16 protein-coding genes are annotated in these 20,062 nt (G+C 62.1%); 11 read left to right on the forward strand and 5 right to left on the reverse strand.

Annotated features, from left to right (window positions below; genetic code table 11):
• Nucleotides 1-189 precede the first annotated feature (189 nt).
• Both HQL56_02380 and soxZ read left to right on the forward strand, forming a co-directional pair.
• Nucleotides 190-672, forward strand: a complete 483-nt coding sequence (locus HQL56_02380) for a thiosulfate oxidation carrier protein SoxY (GenBank protein ID MBF0308363.1) — start codon at nt 190-192, stop codon at nt 670-672.
• Nucleotides 673-724: 52 nt separating this feature from the next.
• Nucleotides 725-1,060 (forward strand): thiosulfate oxidation carrier complex protein SoxZ, encoded by a 336-nt coding sequence (gene soxZ, locus HQL56_02385; protein MBF0308364.1) that lies wholly within the window; start codon nt 725-727, stop codon nt 1,058-1,060.
• Here soxZ and HQL56_02390 read toward each other — a convergent pair.
• Complete coding sequence (locus HQL56_02390) at nt 1,053-1,217, reverse strand: hypothetical protein (GenBank protein ID MBF0308365.1); 165 nt, start codon at nt 1,215-1,217, stop codon at nt 1,053-1,055. The genes soxZ and HQL56_02390 overlap by 8 nt on opposite strands.
• Between HQL56_02390 and HQL56_02395 the strand changes: the two genes are divergently transcribed.
• From HQL56_02395 to pdxA, 9 genes are read left to right on the forward strand one after another with little or no spacing between them, the layout of a single operon-like run.
• Nucleotides 1,216-1,785, forward strand: a complete 570-nt coding sequence (locus HQL56_02395) for an aminodeoxychorismate/anthranilate synthase component II (protein MBF0308366.1) — start codon at nt 1,216-1,218, stop codon at nt 1,783-1,785. The genes HQL56_02390 and HQL56_02395 overlap by 2 nt on opposite strands.
• 12 nt (nt 1,786-1,797) lie before the next feature.
• The gene (gene trpD / locus HQL56_02400; GenBank protein ID MBF0308367.1) at nt 1,798-2,832 is read left to right on the forward strand and encodes an anthranilate phosphoribosyltransferase; all 1,035 of its coding nucleotides are present in this window, start codon (nt 1,798-1,800) and stop codon (nt 2,830-2,832) included.
• Nucleotides 2,833-2,838: 6 nt separating this feature from the next.
• Nucleotides 2,839-3,663, forward strand: coding sequence for an indole-3-glycerol phosphate synthase TrpC (gene trpC / locus HQL56_02405; protein MBF0308368.1), 825 nt, complete (start codon nt 2,839-2,841; stop codon nt 3,661-3,663).
• Nucleotides 3,660-4,295 carry a phosphoribosylanthranilate isomerase gene (locus HQL56_02410; GenBank protein MBF0308369.1) on the forward strand — a complete coding sequence of 212 codons (636 nt, stop codon included), beginning with the start codon at nt 3,660-3,662 and terminating at the stop codon, nt 4,293-4,295. The genes trpC and HQL56_02410 overlap by 4 nt, the downstream gene beginning before the upstream one ends.
• A 41-nt stretch (nt 4,296-4,336) precedes the next feature.
• Nucleotides 4,337-5,251 carry an acetyl-CoA carboxylase carboxyltransferase subunit beta gene (locus HQL56_02415; protein MBF0308370.1) on the forward strand — a complete coding sequence of 305 codons (915 nt, stop codon included), beginning with the start codon at nt 4,337-4,339 and terminating at the stop codon, nt 5,249-5,251.
• Between the two features lie 5 nt (nt 5,252-5,256).
• Nucleotides 5,257-6,609, forward strand: coding sequence for a bifunctional folylpolyglutamate synthase/dihydrofolate synthase (locus HQL56_02420; protein MBF0308371.1), 1,353 nt, complete (start codon nt 5,257-5,259; stop codon nt 6,607-6,609).
• A gap of 58 nt (nt 6,610-6,667) precedes the next feature.
• Entirely contained in the window at nt 6,668-9,025 is a 2,358-nt protein-coding gene (locus HQL56_02425) for an LPS-assembly protein LptD (protein ID MBF0308372.1), read from the forward strand.
• 47 nt (nt 9,026-9,072) lie between these two features.
• Nucleotides 9,073-10,386 (forward strand): peptidylprolyl isomerase, encoded by a 1,314-nt coding sequence (locus HQL56_02430; protein MBF0308373.1) that lies wholly within the window; start codon nt 9,073-9,075, stop codon nt 10,384-10,386.
• A gap of 5 nt (nt 10,387-10,391) precedes the next feature.
• Entirely contained in the window at nt 10,392-11,423 is a 1,032-nt protein-coding gene (gene pdxA / locus HQL56_02435; GenBank protein ID MBF0308374.1) for a 4-hydroxythreonine-4-phosphate dehydrogenase PdxA, read from the forward strand.
• 155 nt (nt 11,424-11,578) lie between these two features.
• Here pdxA and HQL56_02440 read toward each other — a convergent pair whose 3' ends face one another.
• From HQL56_02440 to HQL56_02455, 4 genes are all read right to left on the reverse strand, one after another.
• A complete protein-coding gene (locus HQL56_02440; protein ID MBF0308375.1) occupies nt 11,579-12,109 on the reverse strand; it encodes a gamma carbonic anhydrase family protein in 531 nt (176 codons plus the stop codon).
• 11 nt (nt 12,110-12,120) lie between these two features.
• Nucleotides 12,121-14,688, reverse strand: a complete 2,568-nt coding sequence (mutS, locus tag HQL56_02445) for a DNA mismatch repair protein MutS (GenBank protein MBF0308376.1) — start codon at nt 14,686-14,688, stop codon at nt 12,121-12,123.
• Between the two features lie 55 nt (nt 14,689-14,743).
• Nucleotides 14,744-15,295 carry a hypothetical protein gene (locus HQL56_02450; GenBank protein ID MBF0308377.1) on the reverse strand — a complete coding sequence of 184 codons (552 nt, stop codon included), beginning with the start codon at nt 15,293-15,295 and terminating at the stop codon, nt 14,744-14,746.
• Between the two features lie 117 nt (nt 15,296-15,412).
• The gene (locus HQL56_02455) at nt 15,413-19,909 is read right to left on the reverse strand and encodes an SUMF1/EgtB/PvdO family nonheme iron enzyme (protein MBF0308378.1); all 4,497 of its coding nucleotides are present in this window, start codon (nt 19,907-19,909) and stop codon (nt 15,413-15,415) included.
• Nucleotides 19,910-20,062 lie beyond the last annotated feature (153 nt).

Consider the following 20,062-nt stretch of genomic DNA (forward strand, 5'->3'; position numbering starts at 1 on the left):
TTTGCCAGATTTTGGTTCCTGGCAAGGCGCAAGACGGTGAGGAAGCGGAATGTAGTTCGCCTACATGAGCATTCCGAACCGGATTGCAACGCCGCCAGGGGCCAAAAGATGGTGAATGTCATCGCGCCCTAGTCATTCCCGGGATCGCTCCGGGTGTCCATTGAACGAATGGGAGTGGGAGAACTGTCCATGTCTGCTCAAGCACATCAGCACGTTTCGCGAAGAGGTTTTCTGGGTACGGTCGGCGTGGCTGGCGCGTGTCTGGCCGCAGTCGGCTCCGTCGGGCTTTCACGCCCGGCCATGGCCGAGGAGGTCGATATCGCCGCCTTGATCAAGGAGACTCTCGGGGCGGGTGAAGTGGCCCACGAAAAGGTCAATCTGGATGTTCCCGCCAAGGCTGAAAACGGCGCCCTGGTCCGTCTGCCCATCAAGGTGGATCATCCCCAGGAAGCCGGGAATTTCATCGAGAGTGTGGCCATCTTCGTGGACAAGAATCCCAAACCGCTGGTGGGTGTGTTCAAATTCACCCCGGAGGTGGGGGTGGTCGAGTTCGAACTGCGCATCAAGATGGCCGGGCCTTCCAAAATCCGGGTGGTGGCCAAGAACAATGCCGGCAAGCTCTTCGGTGTCGGCAAGGATGTGGACGTGGCCGCCGGCGGTTGCTCCGGTTGACCCCGCTTCGACACCCCAATCGCTCTTGATCGTTTGACGAAAGGAAGATCCGATGGCCGATGTTGGCAATCCCAAAGTGAAAATCTCTTCGGAGCCGGTTGACAAAGGCGCCGTTGTCGAAGTCAAAACCCTGCTGACCCATCCCATGGAGAGCGGTTTGCGCAAGGATCCCAATTCCGGTGAGACCGTACCCGCCCATTTTGTGGAAGAGGTGGTGGTCACCTATCTGGGCAAAGAGATCATTCGTTCCCAGTGGACCGGGGGCATCTCCAAGAATCCCTTCTTCTCCTTCAAGCTCAAGGCCACCGCTTCCGGGCCGGTGCAGGTGACCTGGAAGGACAACAAGGGGGAATCCTTCACCGAGACGGCGCAGGTGGCCGTCAAGTAGTTCCTCGCTGTTCCGCGCCGATGGAAAGCCGCCCCTTGAGGGCGGCTTTCTTGTTTCCGGGGCATTGTTCCAGTATCGGTTGCCCGCGAGGGGTGCGCATGAAATAATCCTCCCGGGGCTCGCGATGGGCGGAAGACTGGGACGGAGTGGCTGCCATGCTCTTGATGATCGATAATTACGACTCCTTCACCTTCAACCTGGTGCAGTATTTCGGCGAGTTGGGTGCGGAGGTGGCGGTCTATCGCAACGATGCCATCACCCTGGAGGAGATCGAGGCTTTGGCTCCCGAGCGGATCGCCATCTCGCCCGGACCATGCAGTCCCGACAAGGCCGGCATATCGATTCAGGCCATTCGCCACTTCGCCGGAAAGATCCCTCTTCTCGGGGTCTGCCTGGGGCATCAGGCCATGGGGCAGGCCTTCGGTGGACGGGTCATTCGGGCTCCTCGGGTGATGCACGGCAAGACCTCCGCCATCCATCATGCCGATGTGGGTCTGTTTCGCAACCTGCCCAATCCTCTGGAAGCGACCCGGTACCACTCCCTGATCGTGGAGCGTTCCAGCCTGCCGGACTGTCTGGAGGTGACGGCCTGGACGGAGGATGGTTTGATCATGGGCCTGCGCCATCGGGAGTACGCGGTGGAGGGGGTGCAATTTCACCCGGAATCGATTCTGACTCAAAGTGGACACGCCTTGCTGCGCAATTTCCTGGAGACCCCCGTTTAGGAGAATCCCGCCGTGACGCCCCAAGAAGTCATTGCCCATCTGGTTGCCGGGAAAGACCTGACCCGGGAGCAGGCCCGCGAAACCATGTTGGCCATCATGTCCGGACAGATGACCGATGCGCAGATCGGGGCCTACCTGGTCGCTCTGCGCATGAAAGGCGAGCGGGTCGAGGAGATAGCCGGCTCGGCGGCGGCCATGCGGCAGATGGCCGTGGCGGTCAAGGCCGAAGGCATCGTGGTGGATACCTGCGGCACCGGGGGCGATGGCTCCGGCACCTTCAACATCTCCACCACGGCAGCCTTTGTCGTGGCCGGTTGCGGGGTGACGGTGGCCAAACACGGCAACCGCTCCATCTCCTCCCGCAGCGGTTCGGCGGATCTGCTCAAGGCGCTGGGGGTGCGGCTGGAGGTGGAGGTCTCCCTGGTGGAGCGTTGCCTGCGGGAGGCGCATATCGGTTTTCTCTTCGCCCCCCGTCACCATGGGGCCATGCGCCATGCCATGGGGCCTCGCAAGGAGCTGGGCTTGCGGACGGTGTTCAACCTCCTGGGGCCGCTGACCAATCCGGCGGGGGCTTCCCGTCAGGTCATGGGCGTGTTTTCCTCCGAGTGGACCGGACCGTTGGCCAAGGTTCTGGGCATGCTGGGTTCCCGGCGAGCCATGGTGGTGCATGGCAGCGACGGCTTGGATGAGATCACCCTGACCGGATCGACCAAGGTGGCGGAGCTGCTGCCCGACGGCCAGGTGCTGGAATACGACCTTCATCCGGGTGAGTTGGGATTGGCGTGTGTGACCTCGGAGACTCTGCGGGGAGGGGACGCGGAGGAGAACGCCGCCATCACCCGGGCCATTCTTTCGGGAGAGGAGGGGCCGACGCGGGACATCGTCCTGTTGAATGCCGCTGCGGCGCTGTATGTGGCCGATCAGGCCGCTGACCTCCGTGAGGGTTTGCTCCTGGCAGCCAGATCGATCGACAGCGGGGCGGCCATGGCCTCCCTGGAAAAGCTGATCGCCCTGTGCGCCGGTTCCGCAGCCGAGGGGGGTGGCTGATCCGTCATGGCTGCCGATATTCTGCAACGCATTATCGCCCGCAAGCGTGAGGAGATCATCGCCTCCCGGCGGCGCTGTTCGGAAAACGACTGGCTGGAGCGGGGGCTCTCCCAGCCTGCCAAGAGAGGCTTTGTCGACGCCGTGGCCCAACCGGCCCGGAGTGGTGGGGTGGCCATCATTGCCGAGGTGAAACGGGCTTCCCCTTCCAAGGGGGTGCTGTTGCCCGCAGGGGTACCGTTTCTGCCGGAGGGCATCGCCGCCGGGTATGCCACGGCGGGAGCGGCCTGCATCTCCTGTCTGACGGATCGCGATTTTTTCCAGGGTGATCTCGATTTCATCCCCCTCATCCGGGCCAGCGTGCCCCTGCCGGTGCTGCGCAAGGACTTTCTGGTCGATCCCTATCAGGTGGCCGAGGCCCGGGGTGTGGGCGCGGATGCGATTCTGCTCATCATGGCGGCGCTCTCCCCGGCTCAGGCGGGGGAGTTGCTGGATGCCGCCACCCGATACGGCCTCGATGTGCTGATGGAGGTGCATGACCGACCGGAGATGGAACAGGCCCTGACCCTGCCCATTCCATTGATCGGTATCAACAATCGCAATTTGTCCACCTTTCACACCAGCCTGGAAACCACCGTCGCCCTGGCGCCCCTGGCGGGGGGGGAGCGGATTTTGGTTTCGGAGAGCGGCATCGCCTCGCCGGGGGATATCCGTTTCCTGCAGGGGCATGGGGTTTCGGCCTTTCTGATCGGGGAGGCCTTCATGCGCCACGCGGTTCCGGGCCAGGCCCTGGCAACCTTTCTCGGTGGCCTCTCCGAAGGGGAGAAAGCATGAGAACCCGTATCAAAATCTGCGGCTTGACCCGGGAGGAGGAGGTTGTCAAAGCAGTTGAACTGGGGGTGGACGCCATCGGATTGGTTTTTCATCCCGCCTCGCCGCGCCATGTCTCCCTGGAGCGGGCGGCACTCCTGGCCGGGAGGGTGCCGCCGTTCGTGAGTCTGGTCGGCCTCTTCGTCAATGCGTCGTCGGCTCTGATCAACGAGGCCATCGCAGCCTGCCGCCTGACTGTGATACAATTCCACGGCGATGAAACCCCCGAAGCCTGTCGAGGCTGGCCCTGTCGGGTGATCAAGGCGGTTCGCGTGGCGGGGAGGGGGGATCTTCTCGGGCTGGAGCGTTACCAGGTGGAGGCCTTTCTGTTGGACGCCAAGGTCTCCGGGGCTTTCGGAGGTACGGGGCAACGCTTCGACTGGAGCCTGCTTCGGGAGTGGACCGTAGCCAAACCGTTGATTCTGGCCGGGGGCCTCCATGCGGAAAATGTCGGGGAGGCGTTGCGTCAGGTTCGGCCCTGGGCGGTGGACTGCTCCAGCGGGGTGGAGGAGAGTCCGGGCCGCAAGGATCCGCTGCGCATGGCCCGGTTTGTTGAAGAGGTGCGCTCTTTCGATTGCGGCAATGGACGGGGATAACCATGGGTGACGATCAGCAACAGGATCGCTTCGGTTCGACGATGAACTGGTTGACCAGCATCATCAAGCCGAAGATCAAGATGGACAACCGCCGGGTTCAGCCTCCGGAAGGGCTTTGGATCAAGTGCCAGTCCTGCGGGCAGGCGCTGTTCCAGATGGAGTTGGACCGCAACCTCAATGTCTGCACCAAGTGTCAACACCATTTTCGCATCGGCTGTCGCCGTCGCATCGATATCACCCTGGATCCTCAGGGCCGGGAAGAGCTTTTCCCCGGACTCGTGCCCTCCGATCCGCTGAAGTTCAAGGATCTCAAACGCTATCGGGACCGGCTGCGGGAGGCTCAGAAGGCCACGGGGCTCAACGATGCGGCGGTGGTGTTCCGGGGGGCCATCCTGGGCGTTCCGGCGGTGGTGGCGGCCCTTGATTTCGACTTTCTGGCCGGATCCATGGGATCCGTGGTGGGTGCCAAGTTTGCCCACGGGGTGCTGGCCGCCGTGGATCACGGCTGTGGATTCGTGGTCTTTTCCGCCTCGGGCGGGGCCCGCATGCAGGAGGGCATCCTGTCGCTCATGCAGATGGCCAAAACCTCGGCGGTGCTGACCCGTCTGGACAAGAAGGCTCTGCCCTATATCGTGGTTCTGACCGATCCCACCACGGGGGGGGTCACGGCCTCCTTCGCCATGTTGGGGGACTGCATTCTGGCTGAACCCAATGCTCTGATCTGTTTCGCCGGTCCCCGGGTGATCGAGCAGACGGTGCGGGAAAAACTGCCGGAAGGCTTTCAACGCAGCGAGTACCTGATGGAACACGGTTTCGTGGACCTCATCTGCCATCGCAAGGACCTTCGGGGCACCCTGGCCTCGCTGCTCTCCCGTCTGGGACACCGGCGCAACAAGGATACGTACATACCGCCGCATCCTTCACTGCCTTTTGATGTCGAACCGGCTCAGGGATAACCTCCTTGTCCGAAGAGGTCGGGTCGACACGGCTGGCCGCCTTGCTGGAGCGGACGCGCCATCCCGTTCGGGGGAGGGTCCGTTTGGGACTGGAACGGGTCTCCGATTTGATGGCCTGGTTGGGGAATCCCCAGGACCGTCTGCGGCATGTCCATGTGGCGGGAACCAATGGCAAGGGTTCCGTCATCGCCTTTCTGGAGGCGATACTGCTGCAGGCGGGCTGGCATGTGGGGCGCTACACCTCTCCCCATCTGCAGCGTTTCGGGGAGCGCCTGGTCATCGACCGGCAGGAGATCGATGCCGCCGGGCTGGAGGCTTGTCTGAAGGCTGTATTGCAGGCCCCCGCCAGCGGGGAGGCCACCTTTTTCGAGCTGACCACCGCGGCTGCCTGGCTCCACTTTGCCGGGGACGGTCGCCTCGCGGGGAACAATCCGGAGGGTAAACCGGCGGTCGTGTTGCTGGAGACCGGTTTGGGCGGACGACTGGATGCCACCAATCTGATCCGTCCGGAGATGACCGTCCTGACGCGCATCGATCTGGATCATCGGGACTATCTCGGCGAAACACTGGAGGCTATCGCTTTCGAAAAGGCGGGAATCCTGAAGAAGGGCGTTGCGGCGGTTTCGGCCCGGCAGTGCCGGACGGTGAGCCGGGTGCTGCGGGAACGTGCCGGGCAGGTGGGGGTGGATATCCACTTTTCCGGAGAGGCGTTTCAGTGGCAGAAGCAGGGGGATGGGACCTGGTCCTTTCAGGAGGGGGATGATCTCCTTCCGATGCCGGCACCGGCTCTGGCTGGGGAACATCAGTATGACAACGCGGCGGTGGCGGTGGCCACGGCGCGTCGTCTGGGAGTGGTGGTGGGGGAGGTCTTGGCACGGGGTGTCGCGGGCGCTGTTTGGCCGGGACGCCTGGAATGGTTTCCCGGACGCCCCGCCCTGCTTCTGGACGGAGCCCACAATCCGGCGGGAGCCGAAACCCTGGCCAACTATCTGAAGACTCTGGGTTCCCGCCCCCGTATCCTGCTTTTCGGGGCGTTGCGGGACAAAGACTGGCCGGAAATGGTCAGCCATCTCGCGACGTGTGTGGACGCGGTGTTCTGTGTACCCGTGGATGCTTCCGAGGGGGTGGCCCCGGACCATTTTTCGGCCCGATGGCCGCTCCGGGAACCGGAGATGCGCCTCTTTGCCGATCCGGCCCAGGGGATTGCCGAAGCCGTTCGCCGCCTTCCCCCGGAAGGCCTCCTGGTGGTTGCCGGTTCGTTGCGTCTGGTGGGCACGGTGCGGAGCCGGGTGGAAGAGGGCCTGCTCCCATGGCTCGCGGAGTTTCCCGGAACGGGTCGTTTTAAAGGAATTCCTTGAAAAGAAATGGCTTCTTCTCCATGGTGTGCGCTGGACGTTTGATCGGAAATGGTTGGGGATGGCTGTTCCCCGGGATCAGGGGTATGAAATCATGACGGGACGCAAGACCACCCAAGGAGCCGGCGCACCCCATCGGAAGCGATGTGGCGAGCGGTTGTCCCTGTTGATGCTGGCCTGGCTGCTGGCCGGTTCGGTTTTGGCGGGCGAGGCGCAGAGCGAAGGGCAGACCACAGCTCCCGCCGGCGAGCCCCCGCTTGCGGAGGAGAAAGAACCCCTGACGCCATCGGAACTGGAAGAGGCCAAGGCGCTGGCCAAATCGGGATTGAAACAGGGGTTGCGTCAGTTGCCTCTGGATATCGAAGCCGATTTCATGGAGCACGATACCGCCAGGCAGGAGATCCGCGCCGGGGGAACGGTTCGGGTGCTGCGGGCCGATGATCTGCGTTTGCGCGCCAACAAGGCACTGATCCGGCTCGACAGCCGGGAGGTGGAGGCGGAAGATGGGGTGGAGTTGGAGCGGGATGGCGACCGCTTTTCCGGGAAGAAACTTCATTTTCAGATGGATCAGGAAAAAGGCTTCCTGGAGGACGCGAAGGTCGATCTGGCCGGCATAGGCGGCAAGGCCACGGCCCGTCGCATCGACTTGAAGGATCGCAACCACGCGGCACTTCAGGGGGCGACCTTCACCAACTGCGAGTGCGAACCGGCTCCCTGGTATCTGGCAGCCGACAATCTGGACCTCGACTACGAGACCAATCAGGGAAAGGTGCGTAACGCCACTCTTTACATGAAAGGGGTGCCGATCGCCTATACCCCCTATTGGCAGCATCCGGTGCGCAAGGTGCGCACCTCCGGGTATCTGGTGCCGGACGTGCGTTACAGCCGTTCCAACGGACTTGAACTCGACATTCCCTACTACTGGAACATCGCTCCCGACCGGGATGCCACTCTGACCTTTCATCCCACCACGCGGCGCGGCCCCATGGGAAAGGTGCAGTTTCGTTACCTGGGGGCCAACTACAAGGGCAGCCTGGAAACCCACAACATCTTCGATATGGTTCAGGATGACTATCGCAGTCTGACCCTCTTCGACCACCGTCAAACCGAGGGGGACTGGAACCTGATGGCCCACATCGAAGCCAGCCGCAGTCGCGATTTCATCCACGATTTCGAACAAAATCTGGTGGACAGCGGCAGTCGTTATCTGGAATCCAAGGTGACGGCCAACCGGTTCTGGGATCGCCGGGGAGGCTATTCGGGAGTGGAGGGCGGGTTCTTCTGGACGGAGGATCTGGAGGCCATCTCGGATGAGTTCACCGTGCAACAGTTGCCATACCTGGTTCTGTCGGATGTACGCTCCCTGGGCAACAGCGCCTTCGAGTTGCAGACTCAGGGGCGAATGGACAATTTCTACCAGTTGGCCGGCGATTATACCCAGCGGGTCGATCTCTTTCCCCGAGTGGAATGGCGCGGTCAACGTCCTTATGGCCGTTTGAAGGTATTGGCCGGCGTGGAAGAGACCGGCTGGTGGATGCAGAACGACCCACAACCCACGGCGCGGGACGGGGAGGATTGGCGGCATCGGGAATCCGGTGTTTTCGCCTTGCGGGGCGACAGCCTGGTGGAGCGTTGGTTCGGCAAGGGCAGCAAGGATGGCCGTCTCTTCCGGCATACCCTGGAACCGGCGGCTCAATATGTGATGCACTCCAGTACCGCCCAGAATCATCTGCCCAATTACGACGCCTTCAATATCGTGGGCAGCGGGGTGGTGCGTGATTTTTCCGTTGCCAACCTCTTCGCCTATGACCAGATCAGCGGAACGGATCGTATCGGTTCCGGACAGTGGATGGCGTATGGTCTGACCTCGCGGCTTTTCGGTCCCCCGTTCCAGGGAGAGGGCATTCGGGAGCTGGGTTCCGTCACGGTGGGACAACGTTGGGCACCGGAAGGGCATCGGGAATACCAGGAGGATCGCGCCACTTCCGACGTGGTGGCGGGTGTCAGCCTCTATCTTTCCGAGAAGTGGAGCCTGTTGGGCGACTGGCGTTTCGATCATCACCACAGTCAGACCCGGGCGGCGGGAACCGATCTGGTCTGGGAATCTCCCAGGGGGGATCAGTACGATTTCGGCTTGCGTTGGCATCGTTTTCCTCAGGAGGAGGACATCGAGGATTTCCTGGTCGGCAGCAAGGTGCGGCTGTCCGATACCTGGGTGTGGGATCAGAAGGTGACGGTTTCGACGGCGGATCAGAAACTGAAGGATCTGGATGTGGGATTTACCTACCAGCATGAGTGCTGGTCCCTGCGATTGGGTGGTGGCCACAAAGCGGAGGCCAATACCACCGATCACGGCGGGGAGTGGGTTGGATTCAAACTGATATTCCGCGGGTTGGGTGGCTACGGAGCCGATTCGTGATGTTGCATGAGAGCATTCCATCTTTTCCGGGGTGCGGGAGACAGGGCATGAAACGAAGAGGAACGGGCAAAGGGTGGGGAGTGGGTTGGGTTCTCCTCCTGCTTGTCGTCGGGGCAGTGCCGATTGAAACGAGCCTTGCCGAGGTTCTGGACCGCATTGTGGCGGTGGTGGAAGGTCGGATCATCACGGAGAGCGAGGTGAACCGGACCATGGGTCCGTTGATGCAGAAACTGCGTGTTTCCGGCGGATCCGTGGATGCGGAAAAGGTCAGAAGCCGGGTGTTGGACGAGCTGGTTCTGCGTCGACTGCGGGAAGAACAGGCCAAGAAACTGGGCATCAAGGTGGAAAAGGCCGATGTGGACAGCGCGTTGGCGCGGATCGAGCGCAAGAACGGACTTCCTCCCGGAGGGCTTCCGAAAGCCCTGCAGCAGGAAGGCATCGATATGGCGGGCTATCAGGAGGAGGTAATGGATCAACTGATCCAGAGCCGCCTGATCCAGAAGGTGATTCAGCCCATGGTCACCGTCGGTGCGGAGGAGGTGGATGCCCTGATGCGCAACGATGGCAGCGCCTCTCGGGATGAAGAGATCGAACTGGGCCATATCCTTCTGGCGACACCGGCCAACGCTTCGGACGGCGCGGTGGAACAAGTTCTGACCAAAGCGCGGCAGATGGTGCTGGAGATGCAGCAGGGGGTCAGCCTGGCTTCTCTGGCCAGCCAGTATTCGGATGATCCCAGCTCCCTGAAGGGGGGCAATATGGGCTGGTTCAAACGGGGTGAGCTGCCTTCCGAGGTGGAACAGGCGGTGTTTCGTCTGGCCCGGGGGGAGATTGCCGGACCCATGCGCTCCTCCCAGGGTTTCCATATCTTCCAGTTGATCAACCGCCGGCAGACGGCGATGGAGTCGGCTCAGGATAAGCAGTTCAAGATCCGCCACATTCTGGTCAAAGTGGAGCGTGGTGCTTCTCTGGAGGAGGTAGCCGCGGCGCGGGAGAAGCTGACGACCTTTCGCCGGGAGTTGGATCGGGAGAAGGGTGATTTCGCCGAGCTGGCCCGGCGGGTGTCGGAAGATGTGACGGCTTCGGACGGCGGTGATTTGGGCTGGGTGGGCCAGGGGGAACTTTCCGGGGAGTTGGACGGGGCGCTGTTGCGCCTCGGCAAAGGAGAGATTTCCGGACCGGTGCGCAGTGAATTCGGCTGGCACCTGCTGAAGTTGGAAGATATGCGCGGCGGGAGCTCTGCCCGATCCCAGGCTTCCCGATCGGAACTGGAGAACCGTGTTTACGAATCCAAGGTGCAGAGCCGTTTTCGCCAGTGGATGCGGGATGTGCGTCTGCGTGCTTATGTGGAGACCATGTGAGTCCGATGAAAGCCGTTGCGTCTCTGCCGCCCGTCGTGGCGGTGACCATGGGAGATCCCGCGGGTGTCGGTGTGGAGATTTTTCTGCGCTGGTGGCGGGAGGAGTGTCGCAAAGAGGGTGAATGCCCGCGTCCCTTGTGGATCGGGGACTCCGGTTTGTTGATCCGGGAAGGGGAGACTCGGGGGTGGGTGCCGAAGTGTCAAACGGTGAGCAATCCCTGGGAAGCTGTCGAACTGGACCGGGACACCCTCGCGGTATGGCCGCTTTCGGCTCCCATCAACCTGAATCGCTGGCGTTACGGACAGCCCGATGTGGCCCACGCCCATCTGGTGGTGGAGAGCATCGAGACGGCGGTGCGTCTGGCCCTGGCCGGCCAGGTGGCGGCCATGACCACTCTGCCCATTGCCAAACACGTCCTGCACCGGGCGGGTTATCGGGAACCGGGGCATACCGAGATGCTGGGACGGCTGACGGGGGTGAAATCCCCGGTGATGATGTTGCTCGGAAAGGGGTTGCGGGTGGTTCCGGCCACCATCCACTGTCCCTTGCGGGAGGTGCCGCAGCGACTGACTCAGGAGTTGTTGTATCAGGTTTTGCAAACCACGATTCAGTCCCTGCGGGAGGACTTCGGCATCGACAATCCCCTGGTGGGGGTGACGGGACTCAATCCCCACGCCGGGGAAGAGGGCAGCTTCGGCCATGAAGAAGCGGAAGTGATCTCGCCCGTTTGTCAGGCGTTGGGGGTCAGCGGACCCTTGGCGGCGGACAGCCTTTTTGCACCGCGTTTGCGGGCCGCCTTCGACGCCATCGTGGCCATGTATCACGATCAGGCGCTGATTCCCTTGAAGATGCTGGCCTTCGGAGAAGCGGTCAACGCCACGCTGGGCTTACCGTTCGTGCGCACCAGCGTGGACCACGGCACCGCCTTCGACATCGCCGGGCGCGGTGTGGCGGAGATCGAATCCTTCTCCCAGGCGTTTCACCTGGCTTGGGAGTTGGCCAATAACCGGGCCAAACGGCGAACCGGATCCGATTGAGCCTTTATCGGTAAGAGTGGCGGTAAGGGTGTCGGCAAGGGTGACAAGATCTTCGGTTATGGGGAAGATCCGGAGAGTCCGCCAAAGCGCATCTGGCCTTCGCTTGTCGTAACCGGGAAAATGTCAATGGCGTGATGAACCGGGCCGTTCCGGATTCATGCCCCTTTGTATCGCTGTCCCAAGGCCACATAACTGGCGCAGGTGGCGCGATTGGCCAGGATCTCCTCCTCGCGGAGGGGGCGTTTTTCCACTGCAGGACTGCCCAGCCACAGAGTGCGGGGCGAAATCTGCTTGCCGGGACTGACCAGACTGGCCGCTCCCACCAGGGCTTCCTCTCCGATGACGGCCAAATCCATGACGATGGCGCCCATGGCCACGAAGGCCCCTTTGTGCAGGTGGCAGGCGTGCAGAATCACCCCGTGGGCCACGGTGCAATCATCCTCCAGAATGAGCGGAGCCCCTTCGGGAAGGCCGGGCCGGGCGCGGTTGACGTGCAGGATCGAGCCGTCCTGAATGTTGACGCGGGCCCCGATGCGAATGAAATTGACATCGCCCCGGATGACCGTCTGGGGCCAGACGGAGGATTCCGCGCCGATTTCGACTTGTCCGATCACTACGGCGTCAGGATGGACGAAGGCCTGGGGATGGATGGTCGGCCAGACCCCTTCGAAGGGGTGGATGGGCATGGGAGAGCCTCCTACTTCAAGAGTTTCTTCAAGCGGTAAAGGGTGAAGAGCGCCTGCCGGGGGGTCAGTTCGTCGGGATCGATGCTGCGCAGTTCCAGAAGGGCGGGGGCTTCGCTCTCCTTTTCCTCGGCGAAGAGGGCTTTCTGTTTGGAGGAGCGTCCGGGAGCCGGCGGCGGTGGTGCGCTTTGCCCCCGGTTTCCCTCCAGGGTGGCTTGAATCTCTTCGGCCCGACGCAGCACCATGGGGGGTAATCCGGCCAACTGGGCGCAATGGATGCCGTAGGAGCGATCCGCCGCCCCCGGACGGATGGTGTGCAGGAACAGCACCTGCCCCTCCTTGTCCAGCACCTCCACCGTATGGTTGACCACCCCCGCCTGCTGTTGGGCCAGCGTGGTCAGCTCCAGATAATGGGTGGCGAAGAGGGTGCGGCAGCGGCACTGGTTGAGGATGAATTCCGCCACCGACCAGGCGATGGCCAGACCATCGATGGTGGAGGTGCCGCGCCCGATCTCGTCCAGAATGACCAGGGAACGGCTGGTGGCGTGGTGCAGGATGCGGGCGGTTTCGGTCATCTCCACCATGAAGGTGGAGCGGCCCCCGGCCAGATCGTCCGCGGCGCCGATGCGGGTGAAAATACGGTCGCAGATGCCGATGGTGGCCTCCTGGGCCGGAACGTAGGCTCCCATTTGCGCCATGAGGACAATCAGGGCCGTTTGCCGCAACAGCGTCGATTTTCCCGCCATGTTCGGCCCGGTGAGCAGGAAAAGTCTCTGATTCTGGCCGTCCAGGAAGAGGTCGTTGGCGGTGAAGGAGGAGCTGGTGAAGCGTTCCACCACGGGATGACGCCCCTGGCGAATGGACAGGATCTCCTGCTCGTTCACTTCGGGGCGGCAGTAGTCGTAGCGTTTGGCCCCTTCCGCCAGTGCGGCGAGGAGGTCCACATGGGCCAGGGCCTGGGCGGTGGTGAGCAGGGCGCGACTCTCCCGGGCAATGGCGTGCAGCAGCGTGTCGAAGTGTCGGTTTTCGAGCTGGGTGGCTTTCTCCTCGGCGTTGAGAATCTGGTCCTCGTACTCCTTGAGTTCCGGGATGACGTAGCGCACCGCATTGGTCATGGTCTGCCGCTGCAGATAGTGGGCAGGCACCTTGTCACGATGGGTGTGGGTCACTTCGAGGGTGTAGCCGAAGGTGCGATGAAAGCGGATCTTGAGGCTGGGGATCCCGGTGGTTTCCTTTTCACGGGCTTCCAGACGGGCCAGGAAACCCTTGCCGTCGTGGGCCAGAGTGCGCAATCGGTCAAGTTCTTCGTCCCAGCCCTCGCGGATGATCCCCCCGTCCTGGGGATTGACCGGCGGGTTGTCCGCCAGAATGGCGGAGAGGTGTCCCGCCAGCTCTTCGTGGGCCGACAGGGGTTCGACGGCCTCCTGCAGAATGGGGGGCAGGGGCTCGGGAAGCCATTCCCGCAGGGCGGGCAGCCGTTGCAGCAGGGTTCGCAACGCCCCCGCATCCCGGGGGGAGGCGCGCAGCAGGGCCAGACGGCCCACCAGCCGTTCCAGATCCGGCACCTCCTTGAGGAGGTTGCGCAATCGGAGGCGAGACTCTTCATTGGCCAGAAACCAGGCGATGCCCTCCTGACGGCGATAGATGGCCGAGGGGGTGCGCAAGGGTCGGTTGATCCAGGCGGAGAGGAGACGGGAGCCCATGCTGGTCAGGGTCAGATCCATGACGCCCAGCAGGCTGGTGCTGCGTTCCTGGGTGCGCTGGCTGAAGTGAATTTCCAGGTGGCGACGGCTGGTTTCGTCGAGAATCAGGCTCTCTTCGGGGAAGAGGCGCACCAGATTGACGATGTGCGGCAGTTTGCCTTTCTGGGTCTCCTGGGCATAGGCGATCAGAGCGCCGCAGGCGGCCTGGCAGAGGGGAAGATCCTCGATTTCGTAGGCTTCCAGGTGGGCTACGCCGAAATGGTCCAGCAGGAGCCTGCGTCCATGGCTGGGAGCGAACATCCAGGCGCCGCGTCGCACGATGGGGGGCAAGCTCTCGGTGAGGGCGGGCGGTGTCCACTCTTCGGGGGCGAGAAGTTCCACGGCGCCGAAGCGGCTCAGTTCATTGACCGCATCGGACCACTCCCGCACAACCAGCGTTTGAAACTGGCCGGTGGAGAGTTCCAGAAAGGCCAGGGCAAAGCCTTTATCCTTCGGGGAGGGGGGAACGAGACAGGCCAGGAAGTTGCTGGCGCGCGGCGTGAGCAGCTCCTCTTCGGTCAGGGTGCCCGCCGTGACGATACGCACCACCTCGCGGCGCACCGGACCTTTTTGTTGACCCGACGGTTCCATCTGTTCGCAGATGGCCACGGAGTGGCCCGCCTGCACCAGTTTGGCCAGATAGAGTGAGAAGCTGTGAACGGGAACGCCGGCCATGGGAATGGGATTTCCACCCATCTGCCCCCGACTGGTGAGGGCGATGTCCAGGATCGGCGCGGCCAGCCGGGCGTCGTCGAAGAAGAGTTCGTAGAAGTCCCCCATGCGGTAGAACAGAATGTGCTGGGGGTATTGTCGGCGGATTTCCAGGTACTGGGCCACCATGGGGGAGACTCCGCCCGATGGCTGTGGGGCGGAGGGCAGGGGCTCGGGCAGATTTTCAGCGCTGTACGGCATAGACCAGGCCGGGGGCAATGATCAACTCGCCACGGCTGGGAAACTCCAGGCAGACGCACTCTTCGGGGATGGAGAGGGAGGTGATGCCCCAATAGTAGGCCTGACGCCCATCCGAGGTGCGAATCCAGGCAGGAATGGGATGGGAGCGGAAGCGGCCCAGGTTGATGCCCTGTTCCACCACCCGGAAGGGGGTTTTGTGGAAGATGGCTTTGCCGTAACCGTCGTCGTCATCGCTGCGCGAGAGGACATGGAACCAGGGTCGCTCCGGAGAGGCGTCGGGTTCGCCTTCGGCGGATCCGGGGAACGGGGACTCGTTGCGTCCCGGAGGGGGTTCGCTACGAGGCGCCGGGTCGTGAACGGAGTGGTCGGGTTCCCCGGTTTTATTGCGCAGCAGATACCAGAGGTAGCCCATGATACCCCATGTAATCAGATTATTAAACAGGGTTCCCTCCTTTTGCGAAGAGGGGCCCTGAAAAAAGAGGCCAACGATCAATCCGAGAATGACCAAAAGCAGGATAATGCGCGTGGTGTTCATAAGCAACCTACCTTTCGGCCCCTGACCACGGAAACACCGGTTCCACGTTGCCAAGAGCTGCTACCGAAGCCATGTTAACATATAATTCGGTCAGGAAGAATATTTCCTTGCGCTATTTTAAGGAGCGGGTGGTGGTCCCATTCTCACCAGTCGCAAGCCGATGACATCGTACCAATAGTCGGGTTTGAGCCAGTCCCGGTTGGTGCAGCGCACATGATCGTCATCGTTGATCCAGGAGCCGCCACGCAGAATGACATAGTTGCTGGACTTGTCGGTGGAAACGGGATTGTCCTTCTGCCCGTTGCCGTAAAAGAGGGGGTCGTACCAATCGGCCACCCATTCGTAAACGTTACCGCTCATGTCGTAAAGCCCCAGTCCGTTGGGCCCCTTGGTGCCGACGGGATGGGTGGATTGCTCGGTGTTGCCCTCTTCATACCAGGCCACGTTACCCGGTTCCTGGCTGCCGGCGAATATTTCGTTGCGCCCCCCGCTGCGACAGGCGAACTCCCACTCGGCCTCCGTGGGTAAACGGAAGGTCTGGTGGGTGCGTTGTTCCAACGCTTCGACAAAGCTGCGCACGTCGTACCAGGAGACCATCTCCACGGGAAAATTGTTGCCCTTTTTGAATGTGGACGGGTTGGTGCCCATCACACTTTGCCACTCTCCCTGGGTGACTTCGTACTTGCCCATCCAGAAACCTTTGACGCAGACTTCGTGCAGGGGTTTTTCATCGGGGTCGAAGCCTTCCGCGCCCATTTGGTAACAGCCGCCGGGAATCCAAAGGAACGACATGCCGGTGGTGGGATCCTGCCACTCCCTGGAATTCGGTTTGCCGGCCCCGTTGCTTTTTCCGTTATTCTCGGGGCGAGGGGAGGGAGGGGTCGTGGCGTTTTCCGGTGTTTTCGGCGCGGCAGTCGGGGGCTCCGAAAGGCGTTTTCGCGCCGAAGTGATGCGCGGATCTTCCGGCAGAATCTGCTCCGCCGTGTCCAGATAGCTGTTGGCCTGTTCCAGATTGGTGCCATGCTCCCGGGCCAGCCCGATCAACGTTTTGACCATGTGGTCAAGGCCGGATTGAGCCGCAGGGTTTCCGGGATTCATTCGGCTGATTTCATTGTATTTTTCCAGGGCATTATTGCCTTGTGGACTGGTGAAACGCCCGGCCTGTATGTCGATTTCGGCGCTTTCCACCAGGCTGCGAATGGTGGCATCCTTGATGCGCTGCTGCTGATCCTCGCGTTTCTTCTCCAAGGCCAGACGAGCCTGTTTGATGCGGGCGTCACCCGGCAGAATCTCTTCCGCCTCCTCCAGATAATCGGCCGCTTTGGTATTGACGGTCTCTCCCTGCAGGGCCAGTTCCACCAGCCGTTCCACAATCAGACCGAGGCCCTTTTTGGCCAGAGGACTGTTGGGATACCGGTTCTGAATGGACTGGAAGATTTCCAGGGCATTGTTGCCGGGGGGCGCTACGAGCCGCAGGGCCAGGAGGTGATTTTCCGCCTTGGTCAGCAGGGTCTTCAATTCCGGATTGTCCACTCCGGCGGAGAGGCGCGGTGCTTCGGGCGGGGCCTCGGCTGGCGGAGGTGTGGTCTCGGCCTTGGTCGGGGCGAGACGCTGGTCACCCGGCAGAATCTGTTCGGCCTTGGCCCGCAGTTCGGCCTGCTCCCGAGGGTTGTTGCTCTTGTCGGCCATTTCCATCAGACGGGTGAAAAGGCCTTCCAGCCCGGCTTTGGCCTGAGCCTGTTGAGGATCGATCTCCAGCACCTGCCGGAAACGTTCCAGGGCATTGCGACCGGGCGGGTTGGTCAGGCGTCCTTCCTCCAGGTTGGTCTGCCCTTTGGCGAGCAGATCCTGGATGCGCTCCTGACGTTCGGCGGCAGCCCGCGTGGTCCGTGCCTCTTCCAGGCGTTTGTTCAATACCGCCAGGCGTTCGGCATTCCCGACGGCTTCCTGGGCCTTATGACGCATCTCCTGAGCCGTTTTCGAAGGAAGGCCCGGTTTGTCGGCCAACTCCATCAGACGGAAGGCCGTCTCTTCGATGCCCTCTTTGGCCTGGGCATGGTCGGGAACGATCTCCAGAATCGAGCGAAACTTCGCCAGGGATCCGCTGCCATCCTTGGGGGAAAGACGATCGTTTTTCAGGTCTTCCCGGGCCTTTTGCAGCAGTTGTTCCACCAGTTGCGCCATGGCGGTCCGGGTTTGGCCGTGTTCCGGGGAGAGGGAGAGGATTTTGCGGTATTTTTCCAGGGCGTTGCGACCGGTCGGGCTGGTCAGTCGATCCTGGGCGAGATCCTCTTCCGCCAAAACCAGCAGGGCCTTGATCGCCTTGTCCAGTCCTTCCAGGGCTTGCGGTTGCTGGGGCAACAGGTGGAGAACGAGAGCGAACCGGTCCAGGGCGCAACGTCCCGCAGGTTGGGTCAGTCGCTGTTCCTGCAGATCCTGATTGGCCAGTTCCAGCAATTGATTGACCAGACGATCCCGTCGTTGCGACAACTCGGGAAGAGTCGACGCGGAGGTTCCCAGGGTGTTGATGGCTTCGAGGGCGTTTCTTCCGGCCGGGTTGGTCAGGCGTCCCGCCTCCAGATGGGCATCGATCTCCTGAAGCTGACGCAGAAGGTCCGGCGAGAGGTTGGAGGTTGCCCCGGGACTGGAGAAGCTCCCCTTGGCGGCCACAAGGCGCGGATCCTGCGGAAGGATCTCCTCGGCCTTTTTCAGGTAGGACTCCCGCATGTCGGGACGAGAGGTTTCGGAGCTGGCCAATTCCAACAGGGTCTCGAAAACCTTCTCAAGCCCCTCCTTGGCGGAGGCGTTGTCGCTCTCCAGGGCCAATACCTCCCGGAAGGATTCCAGGGCGTTGGAGCCGGCGGGTTGAGTCAGGCGTTTGGCGAGCAGGTGGTTTTTGCCCTGGGTCAGAAGCTGTTCGATCTTCTGCTGACGTTGCTTCAATTCCTGTTCCTGCCGATCCTGTTCGGAGAGGCGGGTCACCATGGTTTCGAATTTTTCGGCATCGCCCAGAACCTGCCGCCCCTGATCCAGCAGGGCTCCCCCATTGTCCGCCGATTTGAGGGAGAGGCGGATGTAGCGTTCCGCAATGCGTTCCAGCCCGTTCAACGCCTGGGTATTCTGCGGTTCCAGCTTGAGAACCGCCCGGAAACGTTGCAAGGCGTTGGCATTGGCGGGGGAGGAGAGGCGGTCGGTTTTGAAATCCTCTTCCGCCAGTTGCAACAGCCGCTCGATCAGGTGTTGGGAAACTTCGTACACCCGAGGGTGTTTCGGAGCCAGTGAGCGGATGCGATCGAGCTTTTCCAGGGCCGTGGAACCCGATTGACCCACCAGACGGGAGGCCTCTATGTCGTCTGCGGCCAAATTGGCGATCAGGGTGGCCAACTGGTCGATCAGGGCCCGGGTTCGCGTGTTCTCCCCGTCCAGGGTCATGGCTTCCCGCAGGCTCTCCAGAGCATTTCGACCCGGAGGCATGGTGAGCCGGTTGGCGGCCATGGCGGCTTCCGCCTGGGCTTGCAGCTCCTGCAGGCGTCTGCTTTCCGGCGCGGAGAGGGGAGATTCTCCCGACGTGGGTGTTACCGGCTTGACTTCGGATGAAAGAGAAGGGGCCGTGCCCTTTTGATCCTCTCCGGCGGCGGGAGACCTCGGAGCCGGGGAGGTGACGGGAGGCGCCGCCGGGGGGGCCAGTTGGGCCTTGGCGACATCCGTCCGGGGCATGGCCGTGGGAAGTCCGCGTTCCCCCAGAAACCAGGTCAGCCCGGCTGCGGCCAGTACTCCGGCAGCGAGCCAGACGCCGGCGTTGGGGTGTTGCCAAAGGGGGCGAGAGGCCATCTCAAGGGCGGATACGAAGTCCGAAACGGTGGCAAAGCGGGTTGAGGGTTGTTCCGCCAAGGCCCGGGCCAGGGTCTCCTTCTGCCGGCGGTTCAAAGAGGTCGCGGTGGCCAAACCCGCCGGGCTGAGGGCCTGTCCGGTGACAAGTTCAAGGAAAAGGACGCCGAGGGCATACTGATCGCTTTGGGGGCTGGGATCGTTGCCCTGCAGGAGTTCAGGAGCCCAATAGGCCTGATGACCGCCGATTTCCGGTGGTTTTTTGGTGTGTCGTCGCGCCTGGAACAGCCCCGGAGAAGAGGGGAGCTGCCAGGAGAACCCTACCAGTTTCACCCCTCCGGGAGCGGTCATGAGCAGATTCGTCGGGCTGAGGTGACCGTGAACCACCTGGTGGCGATGGGCAAGATCAAGCGCGGAAGCCACCTGAGTCAGCAGCGGCAGTGCTTCGGTTTGGGAGAGGGTTTTTTCCGCCTTGCCCTGAAGATGGCGGGCAAGATTTTCACCGGCCACATACTCCATGACCACCAGGAAGAGTTGGGCTTCCGCGTCAAACTCCAGGGCATGGTGACCCAGGATGTGTTGGTGAACCAGAGCGTGCAATCGGCCAAAGCGGCGTTTGATGGCTTCGGCCTGATCCGTCGCGGATGGATCCACTTCGAGAATCTGCAGGATAACGGAGGACTCCATGAACAGATCCCGGGCCAGATAAAGAGGTTGGCCCGATCCGAAATCCAGAAGCCGGTCCAGGGTGTAGCGTCCCTGGAAGAGGGTAGTGCCTAGTTCCATGATCCTGCGCCGCACAATAGGAGGAAACCGTGCATCCGTTATTGGGCAAAGGGGGATACCGTCATCCGGTGGAGAAGACCAACCCTGGCAAACCCTGCCGGAGTGGTAGCCCAACGAGGAAGGGATGCAAGATCAAAACCAATCCCGAAGAAC

The organism is Magnetococcales bacterium (assembly GCA_015231925.1).
Taxonomy (GTDB): domain Bacteria; phylum Pseudomonadota; class Magnetococcia; order Magnetococcales; family JADGAQ01; genus JADGAQ01.